This is a genomic window from Cytobacillus sp. ABV4_503 (genome assembly GCF_056158445.1).
Genome location: NZ_JBSWTH010000001.1, coordinates 4419204 through 4441814 on the forward strand (window position 1 = coordinate 4419204; position 22611 = coordinate 4441814).

18 protein-coding genes are annotated in these 22611 nt (G+C 41.1%); 5 read left to right on the forward strand and 13 right to left on the reverse strand.

Features of this window, described 5'->3' with window-relative positions:
* Positions 1-3 precede the first annotated feature (3 nt).
* Complete coding sequence (locus tag ACXAD1_RS22180; RefSeq protein ID WP_474911015.1) at positions 4-2118, forward strand: SA1320 family protein; 2115 nt, start codon at positions 4-6, stop codon at positions 2116-2118.
* A 297-nt stretch (positions 2119-2415) separates the two neighbouring features.
* On the opposite strand, the gene ACXAD1_RS22185 is transcribed toward ACXAD1_RS22180, so the two are convergent.
* From ACXAD1_RS22185 to ACXAD1_RS22195, 3 genes are all read right to left on the reverse strand, one after another.
* A complete protein-coding gene (locus ACXAD1_RS22185; protein ID WP_474911016.1) occupies positions 2416-2913 on the reverse strand; it encodes a hypothetical protein in 498 nt (165 codons plus the stop codon).
* 443 nt (positions 2914-3356) lie between these two features.
* The gene (locus tag ACXAD1_RS22190; protein ID WP_474911017.1) at positions 3357-3503 is read right to left on the reverse strand and encodes a hypothetical protein; all 147 of its coding nucleotides are present in this window, start codon (positions 3501-3503) and stop codon (positions 3357-3359) included.
* Between the two features lie 270 nt (positions 3504-3773).
* Positions 3774-5132: a glucoamylase family protein gene (locus ACXAD1_RS22195; RefSeq protein ID WP_244671186.1), complete on the reverse strand. Its 1359-nt coding sequence runs from the start codon at positions 5130-5132 to the stop codon at positions 3774-3776.
* Positions 5133-6084: 952 nt separating this feature from the next.
* Between ACXAD1_RS22195 and ACXAD1_RS22200 the strand changes: the two genes are divergently transcribed.
* A complete protein-coding gene (locus ACXAD1_RS22200) occupies positions 6085-7116 on the forward strand; it encodes an NlpC/P60 family protein (protein WP_474911018.1) in 1032 nt (343 codons plus the stop codon).
* A 39-nt stretch (positions 7117-7155) separates the two neighbouring features.
* Here the strand turns inward: ACXAD1_RS22200 and ACXAD1_RS22205 are convergent, their stop codons facing one another.
* The 6 genes from ACXAD1_RS22205 to pgsB form a co-directional block, all read right to left on the reverse strand.
* Positions 7156-7866: a poly-gamma-glutamate hydrolase family protein gene (locus ACXAD1_RS22205; RefSeq protein ID WP_474911019.1), complete on the reverse strand. Its 711-nt coding sequence runs from the start codon at positions 7864-7866 to the stop codon at positions 7156-7158.
* A gap of 62 nt (positions 7867-7928) precedes the next feature.
* Positions 7929-8078, reverse strand: coding sequence for a CapE family protein (locus ACXAD1_RS22210; protein WP_474911020.1), 150 nt, complete (start codon positions 8076-8078; stop codon positions 7929-7931).
* A 4-nt stretch (positions 8079-8082) separates the two neighbouring features.
* Positions 8083-9663 carry a gamma-glutamyltransferase family protein gene (locus ACXAD1_RS22215; RefSeq protein ID WP_474911021.1) on the reverse strand — a complete coding sequence of 527 codons (1581 nt, stop codon included), beginning with the start codon at positions 9661-9663 and terminating at the stop codon, positions 8083-8085.
* A gap of 38 nt (positions 9664-9701) precedes the next feature.
* Positions 9702-10892 (reverse strand): CapA family protein, encoded by a 1191-nt coding sequence (locus tag ACXAD1_RS22220; protein WP_474911022.1) that lies wholly within the window; start codon positions 10890-10892, stop codon positions 9702-9704.
* A 13-nt stretch (positions 10893-10905) separates the two neighbouring features.
* Complete coding sequence (gene pgsC / locus ACXAD1_RS22225) at positions 10906-11355, reverse strand: poly-gamma-glutamate biosynthesis protein PgsC (protein WP_076257598.1); 450 nt, start codon at positions 11353-11355, stop codon at positions 10906-10908.
* A 14-nt stretch (positions 11356-11369) separates the two neighbouring features.
* On the reverse strand, positions 11370-12551 hold the full coding sequence (gene pgsB, locus ACXAD1_RS22230) for a poly-gamma-glutamate synthase PgsB (RefSeq protein WP_474911023.1): 1182 nt from the start codon (positions 12549-12551) through the stop codon (positions 11370-11372).
* Between the two features lie 482 nt (positions 12552-13033).
* Here pgsB and ACXAD1_RS22235 point away from each other — a divergent pair, with 482 nt between their 5' ends.
* The 3 genes from ACXAD1_RS22235 to ACXAD1_RS22245 all read left to right on the forward strand — a co-directional run bounded on the left by ACXAD1_RS22235 (position 13034) and on the right by ACXAD1_RS22245 (position 17769).
* Positions 13034-14449 carry a PPC domain-containing protein gene (locus ACXAD1_RS22235; protein ID WP_474911024.1) on the forward strand — a complete coding sequence of 472 codons (1416 nt, stop codon included), beginning with the start codon at positions 13034-13036 and terminating at the stop codon, positions 14447-14449.
* Between the two features lie 501 nt (positions 14450-14950).
* The gene (locus ACXAD1_RS22240; protein WP_474911025.1) at positions 14951-16618 is read left to right on the forward strand and encodes a hypothetical protein; all 1668 of its coding nucleotides are present in this window, start codon (positions 14951-14953) and stop codon (positions 16616-16618) included.
* A gap of 11 nt (positions 16619-16629) precedes the next feature.
* A complete protein-coding gene (locus tag ACXAD1_RS22245) occupies positions 16630-17769 on the forward strand; it encodes a hypothetical protein (RefSeq protein ID WP_474911026.1) in 1140 nt (379 codons plus the stop codon).
* A gap of 315 nt (positions 17770-18084) precedes the next feature.
* Here the strand turns inward: ACXAD1_RS22245 and ACXAD1_RS22250 are convergent, their stop codons facing one another.
* Genes ACXAD1_RS22250 through ACXAD1_RS22265 form a run of 4 tightly spaced genes read right to left on the reverse strand, consistent with a single transcriptional unit; the run spans position 18085 to position 22600 of the window.
* Entirely contained in the window at positions 18085-19269 is a 1185-nt protein-coding gene (locus ACXAD1_RS22250; RefSeq protein ID WP_474911027.1) for a M24 family metallopeptidase, read from the reverse strand.
* A 17-nt stretch (positions 19270-19286) separates the two neighbouring features.
* The gene (locus tag ACXAD1_RS22255) at positions 19287-20282 is read right to left on the reverse strand and encodes an ABC transporter ATP-binding protein (RefSeq protein ID WP_474911028.1); all 996 of its coding nucleotides are present in this window, start codon (positions 20280-20282) and stop codon (positions 19287-19289) included.
* Entirely contained in the window at positions 20257-21267 is a 1011-nt protein-coding gene (locus ACXAD1_RS22260; RefSeq protein WP_474911029.1) for an ABC transporter ATP-binding protein, read from the reverse strand. The genes ACXAD1_RS22255 and ACXAD1_RS22260 overlap by 26 nt, the downstream gene beginning before the upstream one ends.
* A gap of 13 nt (positions 21268-21280) precedes the next feature.
* Positions 21281-22600 carry an aspartate aminotransferase family protein gene (locus ACXAD1_RS22265; protein ID WP_474911030.1) on the reverse strand — a complete coding sequence of 440 codons (1320 nt, stop codon included), beginning with the start codon at positions 22598-22600 and terminating at the stop codon, positions 21281-21283.
* Positions 22601-22611: the final 11 nt, after the last annotated feature.

Sequence of the window (22611 nt, forward strand, 5' to 3'; positions counted from 1 at the left end):
TATATGGATACTCTTAAGGGTTCACCAAATATAAATACGGATATAGCAGCAAACAATGATAAAGATTTAGTTGAACTGGCAGGCCTTCATGCATATACCTATCCGCTATTTGAATCAGTTCTGCAGGTAAATAATACAGACTATACAGTTATCGATACTCGTTATGAAGACCCTACTGGCCTTGATGCTATGACAGTCGTAAATATGGAGACAGAGGAAATATCCATCATTTATGTAGGTACGGATGCAAGCGGAAAATATGGCAACAAAGATATTCTGACGGATGCACAGCTTTTAAGTGACCTAACTCCAGCTCAGCTGGCTGCAGCAAGAAGCTATTATACTGAAATGAATCAAAAGTTTAACCAGGTTGGCGGTGTTAAATCGATCGCGGGAAATTCACTTGGCGGCGGTTTGGTTGGTGCAGTAGCAGTTGAAAATCCAGAAGTAAATGCAGTTACTTTAAACCCTGCCCTGCTTCCTGAGGGGATGGTGGATCCTAATCAAACTTATGATAATATTACAAACTACTTCAGCAGCTACGATGTGCTGACTCAAACTTTGATTGCATTGGATCTTCATGGCCGGATTCCAGGCAAACAGTATGAAATCTTCAATGGGATTCCTGAATTCTCAAAGCTTGCTACAAACCATACAGGCTATCTGAGGAATGAAGATGGCACACAGTTCTATGTTATTGGAGAGGTCGGCAAGCCGGGCTATGGCAAAATCTATGTGGATGCTGATGCCCATATCGTATCCAGCATCTGGACAGGAGTACCGCTATATGGCGGTCACTCAGACCGCATTGAGATCAACAAGGAGAACCTGGACCTTCTTGCTTCCTCCCTGCAAAATCATGTTACGGAAAGACTGAACCTTGCTCACGAGTACCTGGGCAATTCGGTTGCGATCGTAGACGATGAAGCAAACCGTTATTATGAACGGCTCAGCCGACTGCAGAAGATTTTCGAAGAGATGTTTGAAAATCTGATCAGTGAACCGCTGTTTATGGGGATTACTTCGATCAGTAATCGATTAACGGCCGAAATCGATCATTTGGTTTCTTTGTTAAATGTGGCTGAAAGTCATGCTAAATCACTGAACTATATACTGAATTCCCCGCCTGCCGAGCTGCTTGAACATATTTTCCGGACGAACGTCAGTGTGGAAAGCATCTTTAATGAAATCCGCAGCTTTTTGTATGATTTGAAAGCGGATGTTCAGGATCTTTCCAAAAGCCTTATCCGGATTATTTCCAATAAGATCCCGGAGCTGTTTGAGGGCGGGAAAGAACTCTGGTATGATGCTGTAGTCAGTGAGTTAAAAGCCCATTATGGGATCGTCAACAATAACAGGGATAAGCTTCTTTCACATATCAGCGAATACCAGAAACAAGTCCAGGACGTTGCCGCTAATTTTCATGACAGGGATCTTTCCCTTGGACAGTCCATCAGAAGCAAATCCTCTCATTCCAATTCAATATCCGTACAGGGAACGAATACGTATAAACTGGAAGATTCCCCCTATATGGAGTTAAGGATGAAGATTAAGGAATTCCAGATGGATACTGCTTACACTGCCTTTACCAGATCAACTCATGCACTCCTCTTGCCTTTACTGCATAAAGCATGGGTAATCACTTTGAACATTGAAAATGCATTGGAACTCCTGTCGAGCACCATCAAAGGCGCAACCAAATTCGCTTTGGATTATACCATCCCCGGCAAGTTATTTGGCCTGTTTTCGGACTTTGATGATAAAATCAGAAACAGTGTCAACAACGCGCTGGAGCCTTTGGACGAATTCGCCGGCACTATTGAAGGCATCCGAAAAGGATTGGACCGATTAATGGCGGAGTACCCTACTCTACTAGAGAATTTTAGGCCTTATGTCGAGACTGCCATTTTTAATAACAGCGGCTACTATAATGTCCACCTCTACAACCTCGCATCTATTGCTATTTTAAGAGAGATGGAAATGCTATTTGATGATGTGGTTTATCAATTAGGGAACCACAAGGCTGAAGCGATAGAGGCATTGTGTGAGGTTTCTAAAAAAGTGAAGGGTAATATGGGGATTCTGTATGAACAGGTGGATCGCGGGACGATTAATTAACAGGATTTAATAAACCGGGCTGAGTGGCAGCTCGGTTTTCCTTTTATATAGGGATCAATTTGCGGTATTTTATAATCTATTTGCAGAATTTAATTGCCTATTTGCAATTTGATAGCTCTATTTGCAGAACTTAATTGCCTATTTGCAATTTGATAGCTCTATTTGCAGAACTTAATTGCCTATTTGCAATTTGATAGCTCTATTTGCAGGTTCACCATACCGCCCAAAGCCTGCTCTTCATGCAGCACCCGGTACATCCCTAAACAGCAGCTTAAATCAATCAAACGTTTGATTGATTTATTCTGGCTTTTCCAAGTACTCTCCCAGCAGCTCTCTAAAAAGCCCATTCAATTCCCTATTTTTCTTCTCCTTCAGCCACTCCACCTGGTTAATGGGCAGATTTAATTTAAGCGTGATTTTTTCATTCGGCATTTCCACTTTTCGGATTTCTTCTAATGTAATGCCCGCCTCAATATCCGGAAAGTCCTGCTGTTCCTCACTTATTCTTAAGATACCTTCGTAAGGTTCATCCGGATCAAGTTCACAAAATAAGCTCAGCCTGGGCAGCTTCCCTGGCACAGATTTTAGAAACATAAACGAGCTAATCAGCCCGCCGTCTTCCATTTCTATTTCTGTAATCAGACTTTCCCTGTTCTGATATTTTCTTAGAGTAACTTCACTTACGATCATATCCACTTCCAGCGTATTACCTGCAGACGATTCAAAAATATAGATGGCACTGTTAAACACATAGATTTCTTCCCCATCCAGGTTTATTGATTTTATACCAGCCATATTTGTTCCCCCATACGTATGAAGTTCGTAATGATAGACGATTCAATAATATTTAAGTACATCATATCAAAAATATATATGTAGGGGAGCCTATAAATTGACTAATTTTCCTTTTCCCAATTATGACTTATATGACTAATAGGGCTCATAAATTTCAATATTCCCGGTTAAAAAATACAATAGAGCAAATCTTTAACTCGTTTAAATTATTTTATTTTTTGGGTTCATCTTTTCGACAAAACTATTTATCTACCAGCTTGTTCTATAGGATTACCTAGGAACTTTATTTTATAGGGTATTCTTATTTCGCTATTTTCTATTATTTTTCGGGAAATAAATAGGTTTTCTGTCGATTTACAATTACTGTAGCAGCTGAATGATTTTACCCCGCGAATGCAGGACAGGTACACCTTCTTGTAATCCTGCCAAAAAAATCAAAAAAACTAGCTAAGGAATGCCAATGTCAACTTATCAGCCAAATTCAATTCCACTTCACCTTTTTCATTAAAAGGGGTGATCATCGCTGTTGTTACACCATACAAATGCATTTCACCAGTAGTGCCTATAGACCAGAAAATCCTCCTTGACACTGCTTGCTACTGCTACATAAGGAATATACTCTTCAAGCTCATGGTAATCTAAAATACCAAAACAGGTGAGACGATTGCGGATGCTATTTCCATAAGATTGAGTGAAATGTTAATCAAACGTTTGATTGAAGACTGTCTCTCCAAAAGGCGATTCCATATATGAACCTAATTTACAGCCAAGTCAATTAAGGCATCAGACACTACTAAAATTTGTCAAACACAAAAAAGGCGATGCCCAATGAACATTTAGGCATCGCTTTTATATAACTATCAGCGGATTAGAAAATCCTCTTCTTCCAGCAGATATTCCGGGTTTCTGCCAATTTCATCGCTGTGGAAATGATCCCTGATGACTCCATCCAGAAGATAATTGGCAATGGAGACCATGATCATCCCCTGGTCGAGAGCAAGGTAGGCTTCTGCAATTTCCCCTGTCTTTACATTGACAGAGTCATAGAATCCATATTTACTGTATGTGTCCAGAGCTTTCAATGCCGTGATATTTTTTGCTACTTCTTTCGGAGCATATTCTAATGCAAGGAAAGAAGCGTGTGCGGTGACGGTGCCGTCATCCTTGTAGCCGGATGTCCCTAAAGGTGTTGCAGCAAATTCACTATAGCCATCCGGAGTGGCTGCTGGTGAAAAGCCCCATGCAGGGTAACCCTTTTCTTCGGCAAATGCGATTTGAAGGTCAACATGACGCTGGTTGTTCAAGCCCAGAGCATTTTTTCCAAGCTCTTTTTCCTTCAGAACAAGGCCCGGCATTAATCCTTCAAACATGCTTCCGCCCCAGCTCGGAATGAATTTCACACCTTTGTAATTATAGTGACCCTGGAATAGCTCAACCCCATGGTACGATCTCATTTCTCCTGCCGGGATTTGAGCTTGCCAATCCCATTCTGGCGGAAGTGTACGATATGTTCTCCACCAGTGCTCAGCAGGTACATCGCCTTTTCCAATCGCAATATAGCTGCCTAAACGAGGCTCTGTATAAAACATTCCATAATGGTGTTCGGTGTATTCCCCTTTATCCACAGAATATCCTCCGCGGAATTGCCCCACCTCTGGATCATAGAGGGTGGAGTAATCCATGGCTTCTACTAATTTGCTGGTTTGATCATATAATTCCGGGTAGGCCTGTCCTGCTGTGATCAATCCGGCTGACAGCCAGCCGTTATCCACCTGGGATATGAATTCACCCCAATCGGTCATTAATGAACCATCCTTCGTAAAATACCAGTTGTAAAAGAGGCCGTTCCATTTTTCAAGTTTTTCTAGCGTATTTACTGTTTTTTGCAGCTTGGATATAGCTTCTTTCTCAGTAATGATGCCCATTTCCTCTGCTGAAATAGTACTTAACATATACATGGCAATGTTTGTTGGAGAGGTATGATTTCCTTCTTCTTTCACCCCATCACTGAAACGGACAATATCATTGGTAAGACCCGTTTCAGGATTTGTGAAGTCTTCGAAATAACGATACGTTTTCTTTGCAATCGGCTTTAATTGATTTTGAAAAGCAATTTCCTTGGCATTTTTCACAGAGGCTGATGCTGCAGGAGTCATCACAAACGCGTGAACCAAACAGAGAATCATGGTAATGGCAGTTGCCATTTTTTTAAACGACATAGGCTTCCTCCAGAAATCATAATTTTCGAAACGTTTCGATAAAATCATATCATATTTGCATGAAAGCGTGAACATTCTAAACAAAAACACTAATAAATGCCTAATCACCAGGCATAAATACCTATTAAACAACTGGAATAGCAGCATATATCTCACGATTCAATTCGAAACGATTCGCTAAATCTTTAAATCAAGTTCTTCCGCTATCAAATAAAGTTCAAAGCAGCGAATGCCTTGGCTTTATTATTTATTCAAAAAAACTAATCGCACTGGCAAAAAGTGAGCCATCTAAAGGTACTTTCAACGAACACTTCAAATCTCCTATATAAAAAAAATTTGCTTACGGCAATATGTTTTTTGAATAGAAACTCAAGGCCTTATATAAAATTTACCTCCAGAACCTCATTACAAACTGAAGGACCCTGCTTATTACTTCTCTACTCATTCATTTCGCTATCATAACAAACTCTTTTCAACTATAAATTTAAACTTTCAACCACGCTACACTACTATATTTCCCACACAATTACTCCTAAAAGTGTAAGCCCTGAGATCGTTTTTTTACTCAGGTTTTATTTCCTTATATACCAATACTTACTAAAAAAGCAGGCGAGTCCTCCGATAACATTATTAAGACCCTAGCACAAATAAATATTTTATTCGAAATTCATACAGAAAGGAGGCAAGCATTCCAATAGCAGCCAAGCATTTTTGCATATCCAAATGAAATTTTTTCCAAGATTGAGGTTTATCATCAAAGACAGGGAGTTTTGGACATGAACAAAATACGCATATACTCATTCGCATTAATCGCCATCCTGATCGCAGCCTTTTTTTCCTGCCAAGTACACAGGCAGCCGATAAAGTCCATACAGTTTCATCAAGTGATACTGTTAAATCCATTGCAGCTAAATATAAGATATCACCTGTTCAGCTTTTGAAGTACAATGGATTGCCTGATGCAAAACTATATCCAGGACAAAAACTGCAAATTAATTCTTCTACTTATAAAAGCGCTCAATACCAATGGTATGAACGAGGCAGGCAAATTGCCAGCTATGCCAAAACGTTTGCCGGCTTTAAGAAGGAAATGGGGGAAGAGTCTCCTGAAAAAGGCTTTGATTCCAGCGGACTAATATATTGGGCACTTTCACAGCAAGGGATTCCTCTGGACCGTACCACAATTGACGGATTTTATAAACTGGGGATGGAAACAGCCTCACCTAAAGCCGGCGATCTGATTTTCTTTGTGAAAAAAGATAAGGCAGGCAAGGTAACGGAAGTGCTAACAGGCGGGATATTTCTCGGCGATAAGCAATTTGTGCATTCCGGATACGGATCTTCTGCCGTTCAAGTAAAATCTGTATCTGACAAGTGGTTTAAAGATTACAGTTATGTCTTTAAGACCTTTACACCTAAAGGGGAACACGTGGTTCAAAAAGGCGATACACTAAAAAGTATTGCCGCCAAATACAATAAAACTCCAGCTGACCTAAAAAGACTAAACGGACTTCCGTCTGACACGATCCTTGAAGGACAATATCTTCAGGTATACAATGAACCGATATTCCCTTTCTATTCTGAAAAGGATGCAGCTTATGACAAAGCCGCCGATGTAATCAGATACGCCTACACATTTAGAGGCTATGAATATGTTTGGAGCGAGGAAAGCCCTGAGAAAGGCTTTGATTGCAGCGGTCTTGTTTATTATGTAATGAAGCAGCATGATCTGCCAATCAGCCGAAAATCTGCAGCATCCTATTCAAGTTTGCTTGATGTGACTTCAGAGCCGAAAACTGGAGATTTCATATTCTTTGAGAATACAGGCACCCGTACAGGCGTTACACATGTTGGCATCTATCTGGGCGATGGCTATTTCATTAATACAACAGAGAGAGCAGGAGTGCATATCTCCCATCTATCATCTTCCTTTTTTACAAAGAAGTTTCACAGCTACGGAGACAGCGCCTCTCTTTTTCACTAAAAGCAAAGCAAGACTGCCTATTTTACCGGGCAGTCTTCTTTAATCCAACTCTTCTTCTTTATATTTATTTGTTGCTTTTTCAAGTGCTTTTATAAAGTCTTTATAGTTATCTGTCTGCTGTTTCCGGTTGTTCATGGCAAAATCCCGGTCTTTAAAGAAGCTTTTCCTCAGTTCAGTTGAAAGCTCCAGCTGAACTCCTCCGCCCATTTTGCCGCGGTTCACAATATTTTTCCTGCCTGTTCCGCCAAGGCGGTCGGGAGCATTTTCCACATCAAACCCGGCATCTTCCAGGGCATCCTTAACAAACTGCTTATACTTCTTATTTCTGCCGCCAATATAGACTTTTTCATTTTTAACATCACGGTATCCATGTATAGACAGGCTTGTTATAGCTTCCTCCGCCATTTGTACACCAGCCGGCTCATCATAGAGAGTAGATGTAATATGGAGGATGCTGTTATTCTTAGGCTTGAGCCCTTCAAATATATAGGTGCTGGCATCAAGCCTTTCACCAAGATCCTCAGCCACTTCGCCTGTCCCGATTTCAATATTGCCTCCATGTATCGCAAAAATTGCAACTGCCGGTTTGCGCTCATAGACTTTAATCCGGTAATCGACATTCTCTTTTTCATGTTTTTTCAATTCAGCAAAGCTTCGATATTCTTCAGGACCCGTATTTCCGGGCAACAATGATCTGATCATAAGAATCAGTAATATAATAACTATGCTAAAAAGACTTATGCGCAACATGGAAAAACTCCCTTATTATAAGAAGAAGCAAGCAGATGGTTTCCGCTTACTTCTATGACTTTTTATGCTTCAGCATTTTCATACTTCTCGATTTTTTTCTGTTCATCAGGCGTTAAATTATCAGTGCGTTTAAGCGTGTTAAGTGTTGTTAATAATGCTCCTACAAGTACGATTGGCAGTATCCATCCTGTAACTTTTTTTACTGTGTTCATTTCCCTATTTCCCCTCTTCTTGTTGTGCTCTCCAAATGCCATTTCGCCGCGGATCACCCGCACCGTACATTTGATTCTCTTTTTTACTCATGATGAGCGCCTGAACTCCCCCGTAAAACATGGGAGAAATCTTGTGGACCACACGATAATTTCTGGTTTCTAATTCTGTCAAAACATTATTCGGAAATGGAGTTTCCGTATGGATTGTGCTGTTCTCAAATGTGAAACGGTCGCGGTTCACTATTTCCTGAAGATCTCCTTCTCCATTTGTATATGAAAAAATAACCTGCATAAGAATCTGCGGAATCCTGTTTCCGCCAGGTGAACCGATACCGATGATTTCATCAGGGTTTATCATAACGGTGGGAGCTGTAAATGTCCTTGACCGCTTGCCGGGTGCTCTCCCATTAATCCCGCCGTCTGCGAAATTCTTGAGCTGATCATTTAAAAAGAAACCATTCGTATAGGCCCCGGAACCGAAATAATTACTTAATGTGTTGGTCGCGGAAATAACAGTTCCCTCTTTATCCATGACAACAAAGTGGGTCGTGCTTTCATGCTCTTCCTCATTCTCTTTCTGCAGCTTTCCACTATTTTCAGCAAGTTCTTCCTTGAGATGTGAAATATAATCATCGCTGATGAATTTGGAAATTTCCTCTAAAGTTACACCATCCCCAATGTGAATTCGGCGATCTTCATAGGATACTTTTGCAATTTTCCCAATCCTGTCAATGTATTCAGTCTGGCTAATTGAATCCAAACCTGTCTCCTCTGCCAGCTTTAGCATTTGAAGCAGGGTGGCCCCGGAAAAAGGCGGTGGAGCAGTGAACACTTCATAGCCAGCAAAAGATCCTTGTATCGGGGGCGTATGCTTCACCTTATACCGCTTTAAATCATCTAGCGGAAGACCGGTTTTTGCTTTGACTGCTTTTGCAATATCTCCCTGATAAAAGCCTGCGCTGCCTTTTGCTTGGATCATTTTCAGCGTCTTAGCCAGTTCTTTTTGGACAAGGATTTCGCCGGGCAGTATTGCTTTTCCGTTAGGATAAAAGATTCGAGTATTTTCGGAGAACACCCTGTTTTGGGCTGTATCCAGCCGATGGGAAAATCCCCGGTCAACCTCAAACCCTTTTTCTGCATATTCCACGGCCGGTTCCAATAGGCTTTCCATTTCCACAGTGGCGTATTTGTCATGGATTGACTCCATGCCGAAGACCAGTCCGGGAATACCAGAAACACCGCTGCCCTTATAATCTGAAGGAGAGGTTTCCCTATAATCAATGAAATCAGGCTCACCTTCGTTCGGAATGATCAGCATTCCCCCGCCGCCCCCTATCCCGGAGGCGAAAGGTTCAACAACGCCCAATATGTAGGAAATGGCAATGGCAGCATCTGCTGCATTGCCTCCATTTTTCATGACATCCATCCCAACATCGACCGCAATAGGATGTGAGGCGCTGACTCCATAGAATGTGTCAGTTTGTTCTTTATTTGGTAAATATAGATTTTTTTCGGGGGACACATTAGAACAACCGGTTAACAGGCAAACGGAAATAATCAGCTGCCAAAAAGTTCGGTTTCTCAATCTGCTGCCCCCCTCAAAATTAAAGAAGATAAAGATGATTACTTTTCTTCATTCTGGCGTTTTTTCATGTGATCAATTACATGCTTATGATTTGCAATAATCTCGATCTTATTATCCTGCTTGGACCAATAAACATTTTCAGCGGTTTCTTTTGTTAATTGTCTGTACACGCGAAGCTGGTCAAAATATCCAGTTGCCAGTCTTGGTGCGGCTTCCTCTATTTGAAGAGGGATCACATCGATTGTCGCTTTTCCATCTTCCGTAAGGTTATATTGGACCATTGCAGAATCCTTAGTCCGCGTCCAGCCCTGGTCAAATACGAAATTGCCTAAGCTGTAAAAAATGATTCCGTCTTTATAGACGTCAAACGATTGGAGCACGTGCGGATGATGTCCGATGATGATGTCTGCCCCGGCATCGACCATTGCTTTAGCCAGCGCTTTTTGCCGAGGAGTGGCTTCCGTGTCATACTCCTGTCCCCAGTGGACATTAACCACAACTAAATCTGCATTTCCATGATCTTCATTTTTTGCTTTTTCAATCATGTCAAATAAAACATCAGGGTTTGCACTCAATAGACCGTTTCGATCTTTTGTCGCAATTGTGCCTTCAACAAACGCATCAGTGAATCCCAGTGTTGCGACACGCACGCCGTTTACATCCTGATAGTTGATATGCTCTTTGGCTTCCTTACGGTTTTCTCCTCCACCAACATAATCCATGTTGTAGCGGTTAAACACATCCAAGGTGTCACGAAGTCCTTCTTCCCCATAATCCATCAAGTGATTATTGGCAAGGTTCATAACGGTAAAACCGGCATTTTTAACTGCATGAATGGCATCCATGTCTGTGTGCAGATGAATGCTTTTATCAGTCTCGGTATATTTGGACGCATTCTCTTTTAAAATGGGATGCTCAAAATTCCCGCTTACATAATCAGAAGCATCGAAGTAGGGCTTTACATGACGGAATAAATAATCAGCTCCATGCCGTTTAGTAACTTCTTCAACATGGCGCCCCATCATAACATCCCCGACCATAGTCATCGTAAGCTTCTGGTTCTTTCTGGGCTCAACATCTTTCACTTCATCTGTTCTTCCAATCCAAGTCGAAGCGACCAGAAAGATGACCAGAATCGGCAAAATAACAGCAATATAGCGAAGGTTCTTATACTTCGTCCTTTTGATAAAAATAAGCAGTTTTTCCTGAAAATTTAAGGTTCGCTTCATTCCATTCACTTCCCTAGAACAAGTAGTACACGTTCATGATTCCGAACGTTAAACCGGATAACAGAAGCGTACTGCCAAGTGTTAATGGCATTCCTTGTTTTTGAATTGTGTTGGCGATTAATCCGGGTACGATTACTCCGATTCCGCGGAATTCAAAGATTTCAAATGGCATAACCGGATAAAAATAATCTAGGATCAGCTTCAGGCAAATCCCTGTAATAAGCATGGCAGCAAACTTTCTTCTGCCGTATAATATCACCCATCTGCCAATGCCGTGCGTTACGATTAGATAAGTAAGAATACTAATTAATAAGACCACAACCATAAAAACAGGCTGATTGAAAACCAGCGCTAAATAACCAGGCACAACAAGCCCCGCAGGCAAAACGCCTGTCTTTTCTGTGAAAATAAGACTTAGAGTTACACCCAGGACAAGTGCAACATATAAATCTGCTCCAAACATCCATATCCCTCCTCTTAGCTTGCTTTTCTTTTAATGACCAGTTCTTTAATGGCATCAATCAGCGGCTCTGCCGAACCATGAATATTTCCGACCCCATAGACAATTCTGTTTTCCAAATAAGGTTCAAGTTCAGCCATAATTTCTTCTGTTGTATAATCTTCCAGATCCAAATAAACTTTTGTATCCAGCTTTTCTTCCTCATAAGCATCTGTAATTGGATCAGTAGTCTGTCCAATCGCGACGACCACTTCTGCTTTAATATACGGAAGTACATCGCGGGCAAACTGTTCCGTGCGATCCACTCTGTCTGCACGGCAGTTCATGATAACAATTGGTGATTCTGTGCTGTATCCCAGCGTGCTCACACGCTCCCAGATTTTCAATGTCGAAGAAGCATCATTGGCTGCAAAACCATTCACAAAGAATGAAGGATTTGAGTCGTCGCCAAAACGGGTAATTCTCATAGCCCCCGGGTCAGGATGGGCATTCAGCATCCCTCGGAATGCTGTCTCTTCATCAATTCCAAGCGCCTCTGCCACAGCCAGTGCAAGGGACGCATTATCAGGGAATACCATGTAATCAAATTCTCGCAGGAATTCCTCTGTAATTCTGGAATTGTCAGCAACAATCACTTTTGTGTTCCGTTCAGCAGCAATTTTTCTGAATAAGTCCAGATACTCACTCTCAATCGTAACCAGGTGGCCATTATAAGGAATGGTTGCTGTAAAAGCTTCCGCCACCTCATCAAGAGTTGGACCCATTACATCCATATGGTCCTCGAGCACATTAACAATAACGCCGATATTTGCCTGGATCATTTTGTTTTGGAATGTCAGCTGATAATCCGGCTGTACAGCCATACATTCGCACACAAGCGCTTCCGCTCCAAGCTCAGCCACCTCTTTGACAACCCGACGCTGCTCCCCTATATTCGGACCTTCCGGCCGGCGCTTAATCGGTTTTTCTTCATCTGTATGCCAGTAGATCATCCGGGCTGACGTACCAGTGGTTTTCCCGACTGTCTTATATTCAGCCTCTTGAATTACACCTGTAATCAATCGGGTAACGGTCGATTTCCCGCGTATACCATTCACATTTACACGAATGGGTATGGAATCCAGTCTCTCCTGGTGCTTTCGCTGCTCCACAATTCCATAGATTACGAGAAATAACGCACATATAATGATGAGAGCCATTTGAACAAACCTCTCTTTAAATATTTTTTAACACTGTACAAGGCTACAATGTTTCAAACCCTCATACAACCGGAAAATTATACTAAAATATTAATTAGGACTTCTATAACAGGAGATGGATTTCACACGGATAAATTAACCCAATTGTTTCAGCATTACTAAAGTATTTGTCTTTTTAATTCTTTGGTTTTATATGTGAATATTTCATATTTTGTAAACAAAATTACTTTTTTAATATAATGTGGATATTAATTAAATATAAGTTATTAAAGTAAAATATTAGTAGGATAATAAAGGTTAATAAATGAATTTTTTCTTTTCACAACATTCGCTCTTAATAGTGCTGTTATTTTGTGGTAAATTTGTACTATAAAGGAAAGGGGGTAAGGGTTAAAAGATTCAGATTCTGTGCTTTAGCAGTTTTCCATACCTTACAGGACTGAGAAGCATTAAACTATATTTTTGGGGAGGTTTTATTAAGAATGAAACGAATTTTAGGTACGGGGTTTTTTGTTTTTATTTTTGCTTTCTTCTTTGGCCAGCTAACATTTGCACAGAGCTCAGGCATTTCCTCAGGTGTTCCGGTGAAAGGAACTTTAGCATCAGAAGCAGCTGAGGATACATATTATTTCTCAACGGATAAAGATGGGGAAGTTTATATAACACTTGATGAAAGCACTGGCGGATTCTGGATGTATCTTTACGATGAAAATGGGAGTGCTGTAACAGGCGATTATTTTAGCTCCCGCGGAGGAAAGATTGTACTTGACCGCAAAGTTCAAAAAGGAAATTATCATATAAAAATACAAGCATATAATTGGAATGGCATTACAAGTGCAAATTATAGATTGAAAGCCACTTATTCCGGGTCTATCAACCGAAATACCTCTTCTTTTGAGCCCAATGATACAGTGGAAACAAGTTTAGAAGTGAAATCTGGAGAAATCTATCAGTCAGTAAGTGAAACGGATATTGACCAGGATGTTTACCAATTTACAACCAGCCAAGATGGTGAAGTATATATATCCTTAGAAAATACCACTGGCGGATACTGGATGTATCTTTACGATGAAAATGGAAGTGCTATAACAGGCGATTATTTCAGCTCTATAGGGGGAAAGATTGTTCTAAATCGCCAAGTTCAGAAGGGCACTTATTTTGTGAAGATCCAGCCTTATAACTGGAATGGCATTACAAGTGCAAAATATCAATTAAAAGTCACTTATCCTGGTTCCATTAACCGTAATCAATCCACATTTGAACCGAATGAGACATTTGAAACAGCTCTGCCTATCAATTCAGGTCAAAACTATAACTCTAACAGTTACTCAGATATAGATCAGGATACGTATCAAATTAAAACCAATCGAGATGGAAATGTCAGAATTACTTTGGATAATACCAAGGGCGGATTCTGGATGTATCTTTATGACTCTTACGGCAATTCAATAACCGGAGATTATTATAGTACTCCAGGGAATACAATCGTGCTTGATAGGGATCTAAAGCAAGGCACATACTATGTAAAAATACAACCTTATAACTGGAACGGCATTACAAGTGCCTCCTATCGTTTACATGCTGTATTCCCGGCACCCGCAAATGCCTGTGACCGTTATAAAGGTGTTTCAAAAATATGGTGGGATGGCATTGAGCTGAAGCCAGGCCAAATCGGACGGTTAATCGTAAAGAAAGACACAACATTATTTAAATTAAATGGTGAACAAAAGTCGCCTTCCCGCACCTTAAAAGCAGGCGAATTTTACCGCATCTATGCTTTTAAACCTGGAATGCTGAGCGTCGGCGGCGGATATTATGTAGACCGCGACGCAAAAGTCACTTATGAAACACCGAGCAAGGCAAAACTTGAAGCGGTTAGGTGTATTCAAAACCGATGAAGTTAGTTATTTATACAAAGAAAGTCCTGCAGATGAATCTCTGCAGGACTTTCTTTGTTGTCATGAAATCTTGACCAGACATTTAATCCCTGAGCCCGCTGATGATTATAGGCAGTCAATTCATCCACTATTTTTGTGCGTTCGGGATCGGTAAGCAGCAATAAAGCGCTTGAACTGCTCTCTGATTATGGACATCTTTCTGAATGCCTCCTTTTATATCGGAAAATAGCCAGAAAATGATCTGATAAGATATTATATCAATTGAGTATAAAGGTCCTATTGAAATTCAGGCTCGATCAGTTAGATAAAAGAGCATATAAAGTTTAAATCTCCGCATTTTAAACTGAAATCTTCCATTCTAAGCAAAATGCCCGTTTCCAACCCCTTCAAATTTTCAGCAAGGTCAAAACTCGGCACTTCACAAAGCGTAAAAATATAGTAATATATTCATATACTAGTAATTTTTAACTAAATCATTTCCATACGAAAGGTAGATCCCCTATGTCAGCAGGAGCGGCAATCGAGTTATTAAATCATGCAGCCTTCAATGATGAACTCCCTCCTTCGCAAAGTCTTATGCAGCAGTATGAAAAAATGATTGTCACGACGCTGCTGCGTTCATTTGCGCTGGATTTTATGTTTAAAGACCAGAATGGCGGCAACTTGGACACGCCATTGACAGCGAGGCAATATGGTTTGAAGGACGAGGGTGCAAAAAAGCGCTACGATTTCAAAAATCGAGGTGATTATTCAGACCCGAACGTAAAAAAGCACTATCACAGCACTAACTTCATAGATCGAAACAGGGAAGCTTCCGAATTAAAAAAGCAAGGGAAACTTTTTGATGCTTATACGGGACAAAAGATTGCTCCGAATGGAAAATATGACCTGGACCACACCATTTCTGCAAAAGAAATTCATGATGATCCAGCCGTATACCTGGCAAATTTAAACGGAGCGGATTTAGCGGTTGCAGATTCCAATCTAAACCATACAAACCAGTCCATTAACCGGGCAAAAGGCAAGAAAACAATGGATCAGTTTTTAGCTGATTTGAACAAGAAACAGAATGAATACGAAACCAGGATAACCCAGCTGAAAAAGCAGAAGAACTTAACGGAAAAAGAGAGAAAAGAGTTAAATAAGCTGACAAACTTAAGCCAAGCCAATGCAGAAGAAATGAAGGAAGCCGACGCGAAAGCCCGGAAAGAGTACAATAAAACCATTACGAAAGCTTATCTAAGCGACAAAAAGACATATATTAACGCCGGAAAGGATGCCCTGAATGCGGGCTGGAAAATGGGCGCCCGCCAAACGCTGGGTGTTATCCTGGCTGAAGTTTGGATCATTGCCCGCCAGCGGTTCCCTCTCATCATGGAAAAAATGAAAGAGAACTTTTCACTAAAGGTATTTCTTTTGGAAGTGGCTTGGGCATTTAAAGAAGCTTTCCAGGCTGTGAAGGAAAAGTTCAAAGAGCTGATTGCAGCTTTTGCGAACGGCATGCTGGCAGGCATCCTTTCCTCTTTATCAACATTTATCATCAATTTCTTCACGGGAACAGCCAAACACGCAGTAAAAATGATCAGGGAGTTTTGGGGCAGTATTACCCAAATTTTTGACCTCCTGGTTTTTAACCGCCAAAACCTTTCACCGGGAGAATTAGTACGGGAAATTTCAAAAGTGATCAGCATGGCGGCAGCCGTACTTGCCGGAACTCTTGTGGCAGAAAGGCTTGAAAGCATAGGCATAGGCGATCTTCCTGTCATAGGAGAAGCAATGAGTATTTTCTTAAGCGGCCTCACAACCGGCGTTATCAGCATTTCGCTTTTGTACTTCATTGACCACTCAAAAGAAATTCAGAAACTGGTGAAATTCCTGGATGGATTTGCTGACCAACTGGAATTAAAGAAGCAGCACTATGCAAAGCTCAATGAACAATTAAAACAAAAAGTAAGCGAGTTATCCAGCCTTCCGATCGATCAGCTGAAAAAACAATTAGCATATGTACAGCTGATGACACAGCAAATGAAGCATGCTGCCACTGATGAGAAGCTGAATGAAATTGTGACTAAAACCATAAAAAAGATGGGCCTCGATTTGCCATATCAGGACCGTGAAGGCTTAACACAATTCATGCAGGATAAACAGGCTGTATTACATTTTGAATAGGAGTTTCAGCTATGGGGTTATTTGATAAGATACGGGATTTAAAACTGGAAGTGGAAATTAAAGCATCAGAGCTTCGCTATACGGTCAGTGATAAATTCGATGATGTCAAATACTTTGTCGGGGACAAAGTGGACGATGTGAAATATTTCGTTGAGGATAAAGTCGATGATGTAAAGTATTATGTTGGAGATAAGGCAGATGACCTGAAGTACTTCGTCGGCGACAAAGCAGATGATCTAAAGTGCTTTGCCGAAGATAAACTGAAAATCAAATCAAAAGGCGATGTGGCTGAAGCCATATCCTATGTACTGTTCCCTCAACAGATCCCTTTAAAGTTTATCATGAGTTCTGTTGGAAAAAATGCAGCTGCAAGCATTCAGTCAAAGAATGATCAGTTAGCCAGACGGATTGAAGTGCTGGAGGGTATGCAAAACCACGGGGCGGAATTAGAGAAAAAAATACAGCAACAATTTTCCGAGATTCAATCAGTCAGCACCCAGCTGCAGGACCAGCTGAAGTTTTTTGCGGAATGTTTTGAACGCATTCATAATCGGCCGACTTACGGAATCAAGGAAGCAGATGGCCTGATTTCGTTTGACAATGCCTTCGATATACCTGTATTAATGGCGGATTTCGCCAGGCTTGATGGATATTTGGTGAATCTTTATGAGGAGAATGCCGGCATCCTGCAAGGCTTGCTGCGCACCCCTGTATTTGCAGCTATATTGAAATTCCGCGAAAAAACGCTGATGAACAAAATGGATAATGTCCAGTCAGAAGTAAATCAGTGCATTGAAAGTATGAGGCCCTTGGTACAATACCTAAACCAATTGAACCAGACATCTGCTAAAATGGCCAGAGAACTGAAGGCACTCGATTCCATCTTCAGCCAGCAGATTCAAAAGCTTTCTGCCATAGTGGATGAAAAAGCGGATTTTGAACAATTCTGTCAAAACGACATCACCGTTCTAGACACTAATATTAAGCTGGTCCGAATCATTGTATCTCTGCTTAACACACACCTTTTTAATGTTCAGGAAGTGTCTAAGCAAGGCTTTACTAAAGTAAATTCGGCTGAAGTTCTTAAGCGGGTGAAGGAATCTGAAAGAGTGAGGCTAGACAGTGGTGCTGCAGCTGCACCATCTATCTGAACTCAATTGCAGAACGGTGCTTGAGATTGGACAATCCCGTTTTTCTCCTCAAAACCCAGCAGTGCTGGGTTTTACCTAGTTCAATCAAACGTTTGATTAAAACTGACAATAAAACGAATAGATAGCCAGCTATTTTATTAGCAGACTTTTTATCCCCTGCCCTATGATAAATTTCTATACTATTTGATTAATAATCGTTAAAAGCACAAAATGAAGCAGATTAATACTTCCATTCTTTTTCGAATTAAAGCAGAAGTTTCTAGGTCTCTAAGTTTATTAGACTTAAAAAGAGACATAGAAAGTGATTCCATGTCCCTAAATGCAAATCAATGACTCCAAATCTCTTGGATAATAGGTCAGCATCTCCATTCCTTCCTCCGTTACTAGGACAGTATCAGAATGGCGGAAACCTCCTGCTCCTTTCACATAGATCCCCGGCTCCACTGTAAAGACCATACCTGGCTCCATGATCGTGTGATCTCCTAAATCAAAAAACGGGGATTCATGAAAGAGCAAACCGATAGCATGGCCTGTATGATGTCTGGTTAAATGGGTAATATTGTTTTCTTTAAAATACCTTTGAACTTCCTCTTCAACAGTAGATAAAGCTTTCCCAGGTTTGATATGCTGAAAGGCCACTTCCTGAGCATTGTACATATGCTGAAAATATTCTTCTTGTTCACTGCTTACCTCTTCAACAAACATCGTTCTTTCTAACTCACTTTTGTAACCCCAAATACTAGCCGCTGCTGCAGTGACTAATGTATCACCTTTCTTTAAGGTAACGTTCTGGGCAACTGCATGAGGATACGCTGACATCTCCCCAACTTGCCCTCTAAACAGAGCAAAAGCTGTTTCACCATGGGGTTTATACTCCGGACCTAAAGTTTCAATCATTGCCAAGGTGGATTCTGTACTGGCTCTGCTTGTAATCTCTAATTCACTTAAACCTGACTTTGTGTATTTTTGCAATAAACGATGGGCAAGATTGCCCCACCGGCAGGATTCTTTGATCAATTCTATCTCTTCGTCCGACTTAATCACCCTTAACGCCGGAACCATATCCTTTATTGATTGATATTCCTTAGCCTCTAGTAATTGGTCAATTGACGGACCTCTATATCCTGAGGCTGAAGCATACCCAAGGCTATCAGCCCCTACTCGTTTTCCCTGAAACCCAGCAGCTATTAACTCTTCCTTAAAATACTCCATCGGATGCTTAATTCCGGGATATTCAGGGTAGGAATGAATAAAGTTTATAGCACCTGAAAATTCTTCAGCATGTTCTTTCTCTAAATATGGAACAAATAAGTGAGTTCTTTGATTGGAGTCCACAAAAAAGGCGATCGGCCGTTCTGTTGGGTGAAAAAAGAAACCTGTTAAGTAGAATATATCAATGGGGCTAAAAATGATCGCACAGTCCAGCTCCTTCTGCTGAAGATTTCCCCAAAACCTTTCCTGCCTGGTCTTAATTTCTTTTTTTGAAATTGATAATCTCATAGAAACTCCCTCTATCCTTATTGATATAGATGACAGGCTGCAAACTGTCCCGGTTCTTTTTCAGTCAGCTCTGGTGTTTCTACCTTGCATATTTCCATGCAGCTTGGGCATCTAGTGTGAAAGGCACATCCAGATGGAGGATTGGCCGGGCTTGGAACATCTCCTTTTAAAATGATTCTTTCCCTTTTATGGTTTGCATCCACTTCTGGTGCAGCAGATATTAACGCTAGTGTGTAAGGATGCAGAGGGTTTGAGAAGAGCTGATTTTTACTTGCCAGCTCCACAATTTTCCCAAGGTACATAACTGCCACACGATCGGATATATGTTCACACACCGATAAATCATGGGTGATAAACATATAAGTTAGATTATATTGTTCCTGAAGATCCTGCATAAGATTAATGACCTGTGCCTGAACGGAAATATCAAGAGCTGAAACAGGTTCATCGGCAATGATGACTTTTGGATTGAGAACCAATGCTCTGGCAATCCCGATTCTCTGGCGCTGTCCGCCGCTGAATTCATGGGGATGACGTTTGGCATAGCTTGGATCCAGTCCCACTTTGCCCAGCAAGTCGGCTACCTTCTCTTTTCTTTCGCTATTGGTGCCAATATTGTATACCTTCATTGGTTCTAATAACGTTTTTTCAACTGTCCATCTTGGATTCAGGGATGCATAAGGATCCTGGAAAACCATTTGAATACTTCTTCTGGTTGCTCGAAGCTCTTCCTTTGAGATTGCGGTTAGATCTTTTCCTTCAAGCATAATGCGGCCATCCGTTGCTTTTAATAACTGAATAATCAGCCTTGCCATAGTGGATTTGCCGCAGCCGCTTTCGCCTACAATTCCCAGCGTTTCACCTCTCCTCATCTGAAAAGAGACATTATCAACCGCTTTAACGGAACCAACCTGTTTAGAAAATATCCCCTTTTTTATAGGAAAGTATTTTTTTACATTTTCCACTTCTAAAATATAGTCTTGCTGGTCATCTTGTAACTTCAATAAGGTCATGTTCATCCCTCCCCTTTTCATCAGGTATTAGCCAACATGCTGATTCTTGCGCTTTGCTGACTTTCATAAGCGGAGGAAGACTTGTTTCGCATTGACTCATAGCATGCGGACAGCGATCAGAAAAACGGCAGCCTTTTCCCCAATTGGCTGGTGCAGGGACTTGACCGGGAATAAAATGTAACCGTTTTTCTTTATGGCCCTTTTTTGGCAATGAAGCCAATAAGCCTTTTGTATAAGGATGGGATGGATTATTCAATACATCTTTTACAGGACCTGTCTCAACAATTTTTCCAGCATACATAACAACCAAACGGTCACAAACTTCTGATACAACCCCAAGGTCATGGGTAATGAGAATTATGGACATACCTTTTTTGCTTTGAAGCTCCTTCATAAGCTCAAGGATCTGGGCCTGGATCGTAACATCCAAAGCAGTCGTCGGTTCATCAGCAATTATCAGCTGAGGGTCACAAGCCATAGCCATGGCAATCATGACCCTTTGCCGCATTCCCCCTGATAATTGATGCGGGTAATTATCATAAATCTCATCTGCCCGCGGGATCCCAACCTGTTTTAATAAATCAACAACTTTTCTTTTTCTCTCTTCACCTTTAAGCTTTTTGTGGATTTTTAGCGTTTCTCCGATTTGGTTTCCTACACTATAAACAGGATTGAGTGAAGTCATGGGTTCCTGAAAAATCATACTGATTTTATTGCCGCGAAGATTTCTCATCTCCTTTTTGGGCATATTCAGGAGATTGACCCCGTTAAAATCAATTTGATCACCCGATACTTTTCCAGGAGCTTTAACAAGGCCCATTATGGATAGTGAAGTTACACTTTTTCCGCAGCCTGATTCTCCAACTATGCCGAGGGTCTCTCCTTTCGCGACATGAAAGGAGATGCCATCGACTGCGTTAAAAGAAGCCTTTCTAGAGGAGAAGGTGGTTTTTAAATTCTTGACTTCCAGGATGTTCGAATTCACGAATCATTCCCCCTTATGAACCTGCTTTAACTCTGGCAGTCTGCTGCAAGCTTACATCCATATACTTCACTAACTGTTGAATGATCTCATCCGTATGCGCGAGTGAGATAGCATGGTGGAGCAGATAGTTTGGTGAACAATAAACACCTTTCTGAGTAAATGCTGCAATAAACGCTGCATATTTTTCCTTTTCACTATGTGTAGCACTGCGATAATCTGTAATTTCCTTGTCGGTGAAGTACCAATGAAAATGCCCGCCTCTTCCTTGCATTCTAGCTTTCACCTGATTTTTTTCAGCTGATTTAGAGAATTCAGCTATCAATTTTTCCGTTCTATTTTGCAATGTACGAAAAACTTGTTTCTCTTCATAGATTTCCATAAAGGCCAATGAAGCTGCTAATGACACCTGATGGCCATTATATGTCCCCACAAATGAACATGTACCTTTCCCAGGAGTGACGGTTTCGAAAATGGATGCTTTTCCAGCCAAAGCTGCCAGCATATAGCCATTGCTAATGGCCTTACCGAATGTAGAAAGATCAGGTGTCACGCCGTAATACCCTTGAGCTCCTCCAGAAGAATCTCTGAACCCGGTTAATAATTCATCAAATACCAGAACAATGTTTAATTGATCGCAAATCCTTCTTAGCCCTTTCAAGTATTCTTTTTTGGCTGGGATATATCCAATGTCTATCATAGTTGGTTCGATAATTAATGCTGCAATCCGGTGTTTATTTTCGTTCAGCAGGCGTTCAGCCGCTTCCAAGTCGTTAAATGGAAGGACGAGGGTGCTTTTCACTACATCCTCTATTAGCCCCGATGCACCTGGAAGGGACTTTGGCTCTGACATTTCACCTGCCTTTTGCAAATCAGGCCAGGTACTGACAAATACAGCATCGTGCCAGCCGTTGTATGCCCCTTCAATAACGGCAATATCCGGTTTTTGAGTATACGTTCTGGACATAGCCATTGCATGCATAACCGCTTCTGTGCCTGTATTGGTATAACGGATTTGTTCAGCTGTCGGAACCATTGATAAAAACTTTTCAGCAGTTATAATGCTAAGTTCCGTCTCCACACCAGTCACGATTCCTGAAGTACTATAGAATTGCATCCGTTCATTGAAATCCGGATCATTGTGACCAAGAATGACAGCTCCGTTGCCCATGATGCAATCGATAGATCGATTGCCGTCAACGTCAGTCAAGTAAGCCCCCTCTGCTTTTTGATAATAGATGGGGTGAGGATTGCGGAATCGGGAATTCGAATGCACCCCTCCAGGTACTGATTTTACCGCTCTTGTAAATAACTCTTCTGATCTAGTTAGTTCCATCCTGTCACATC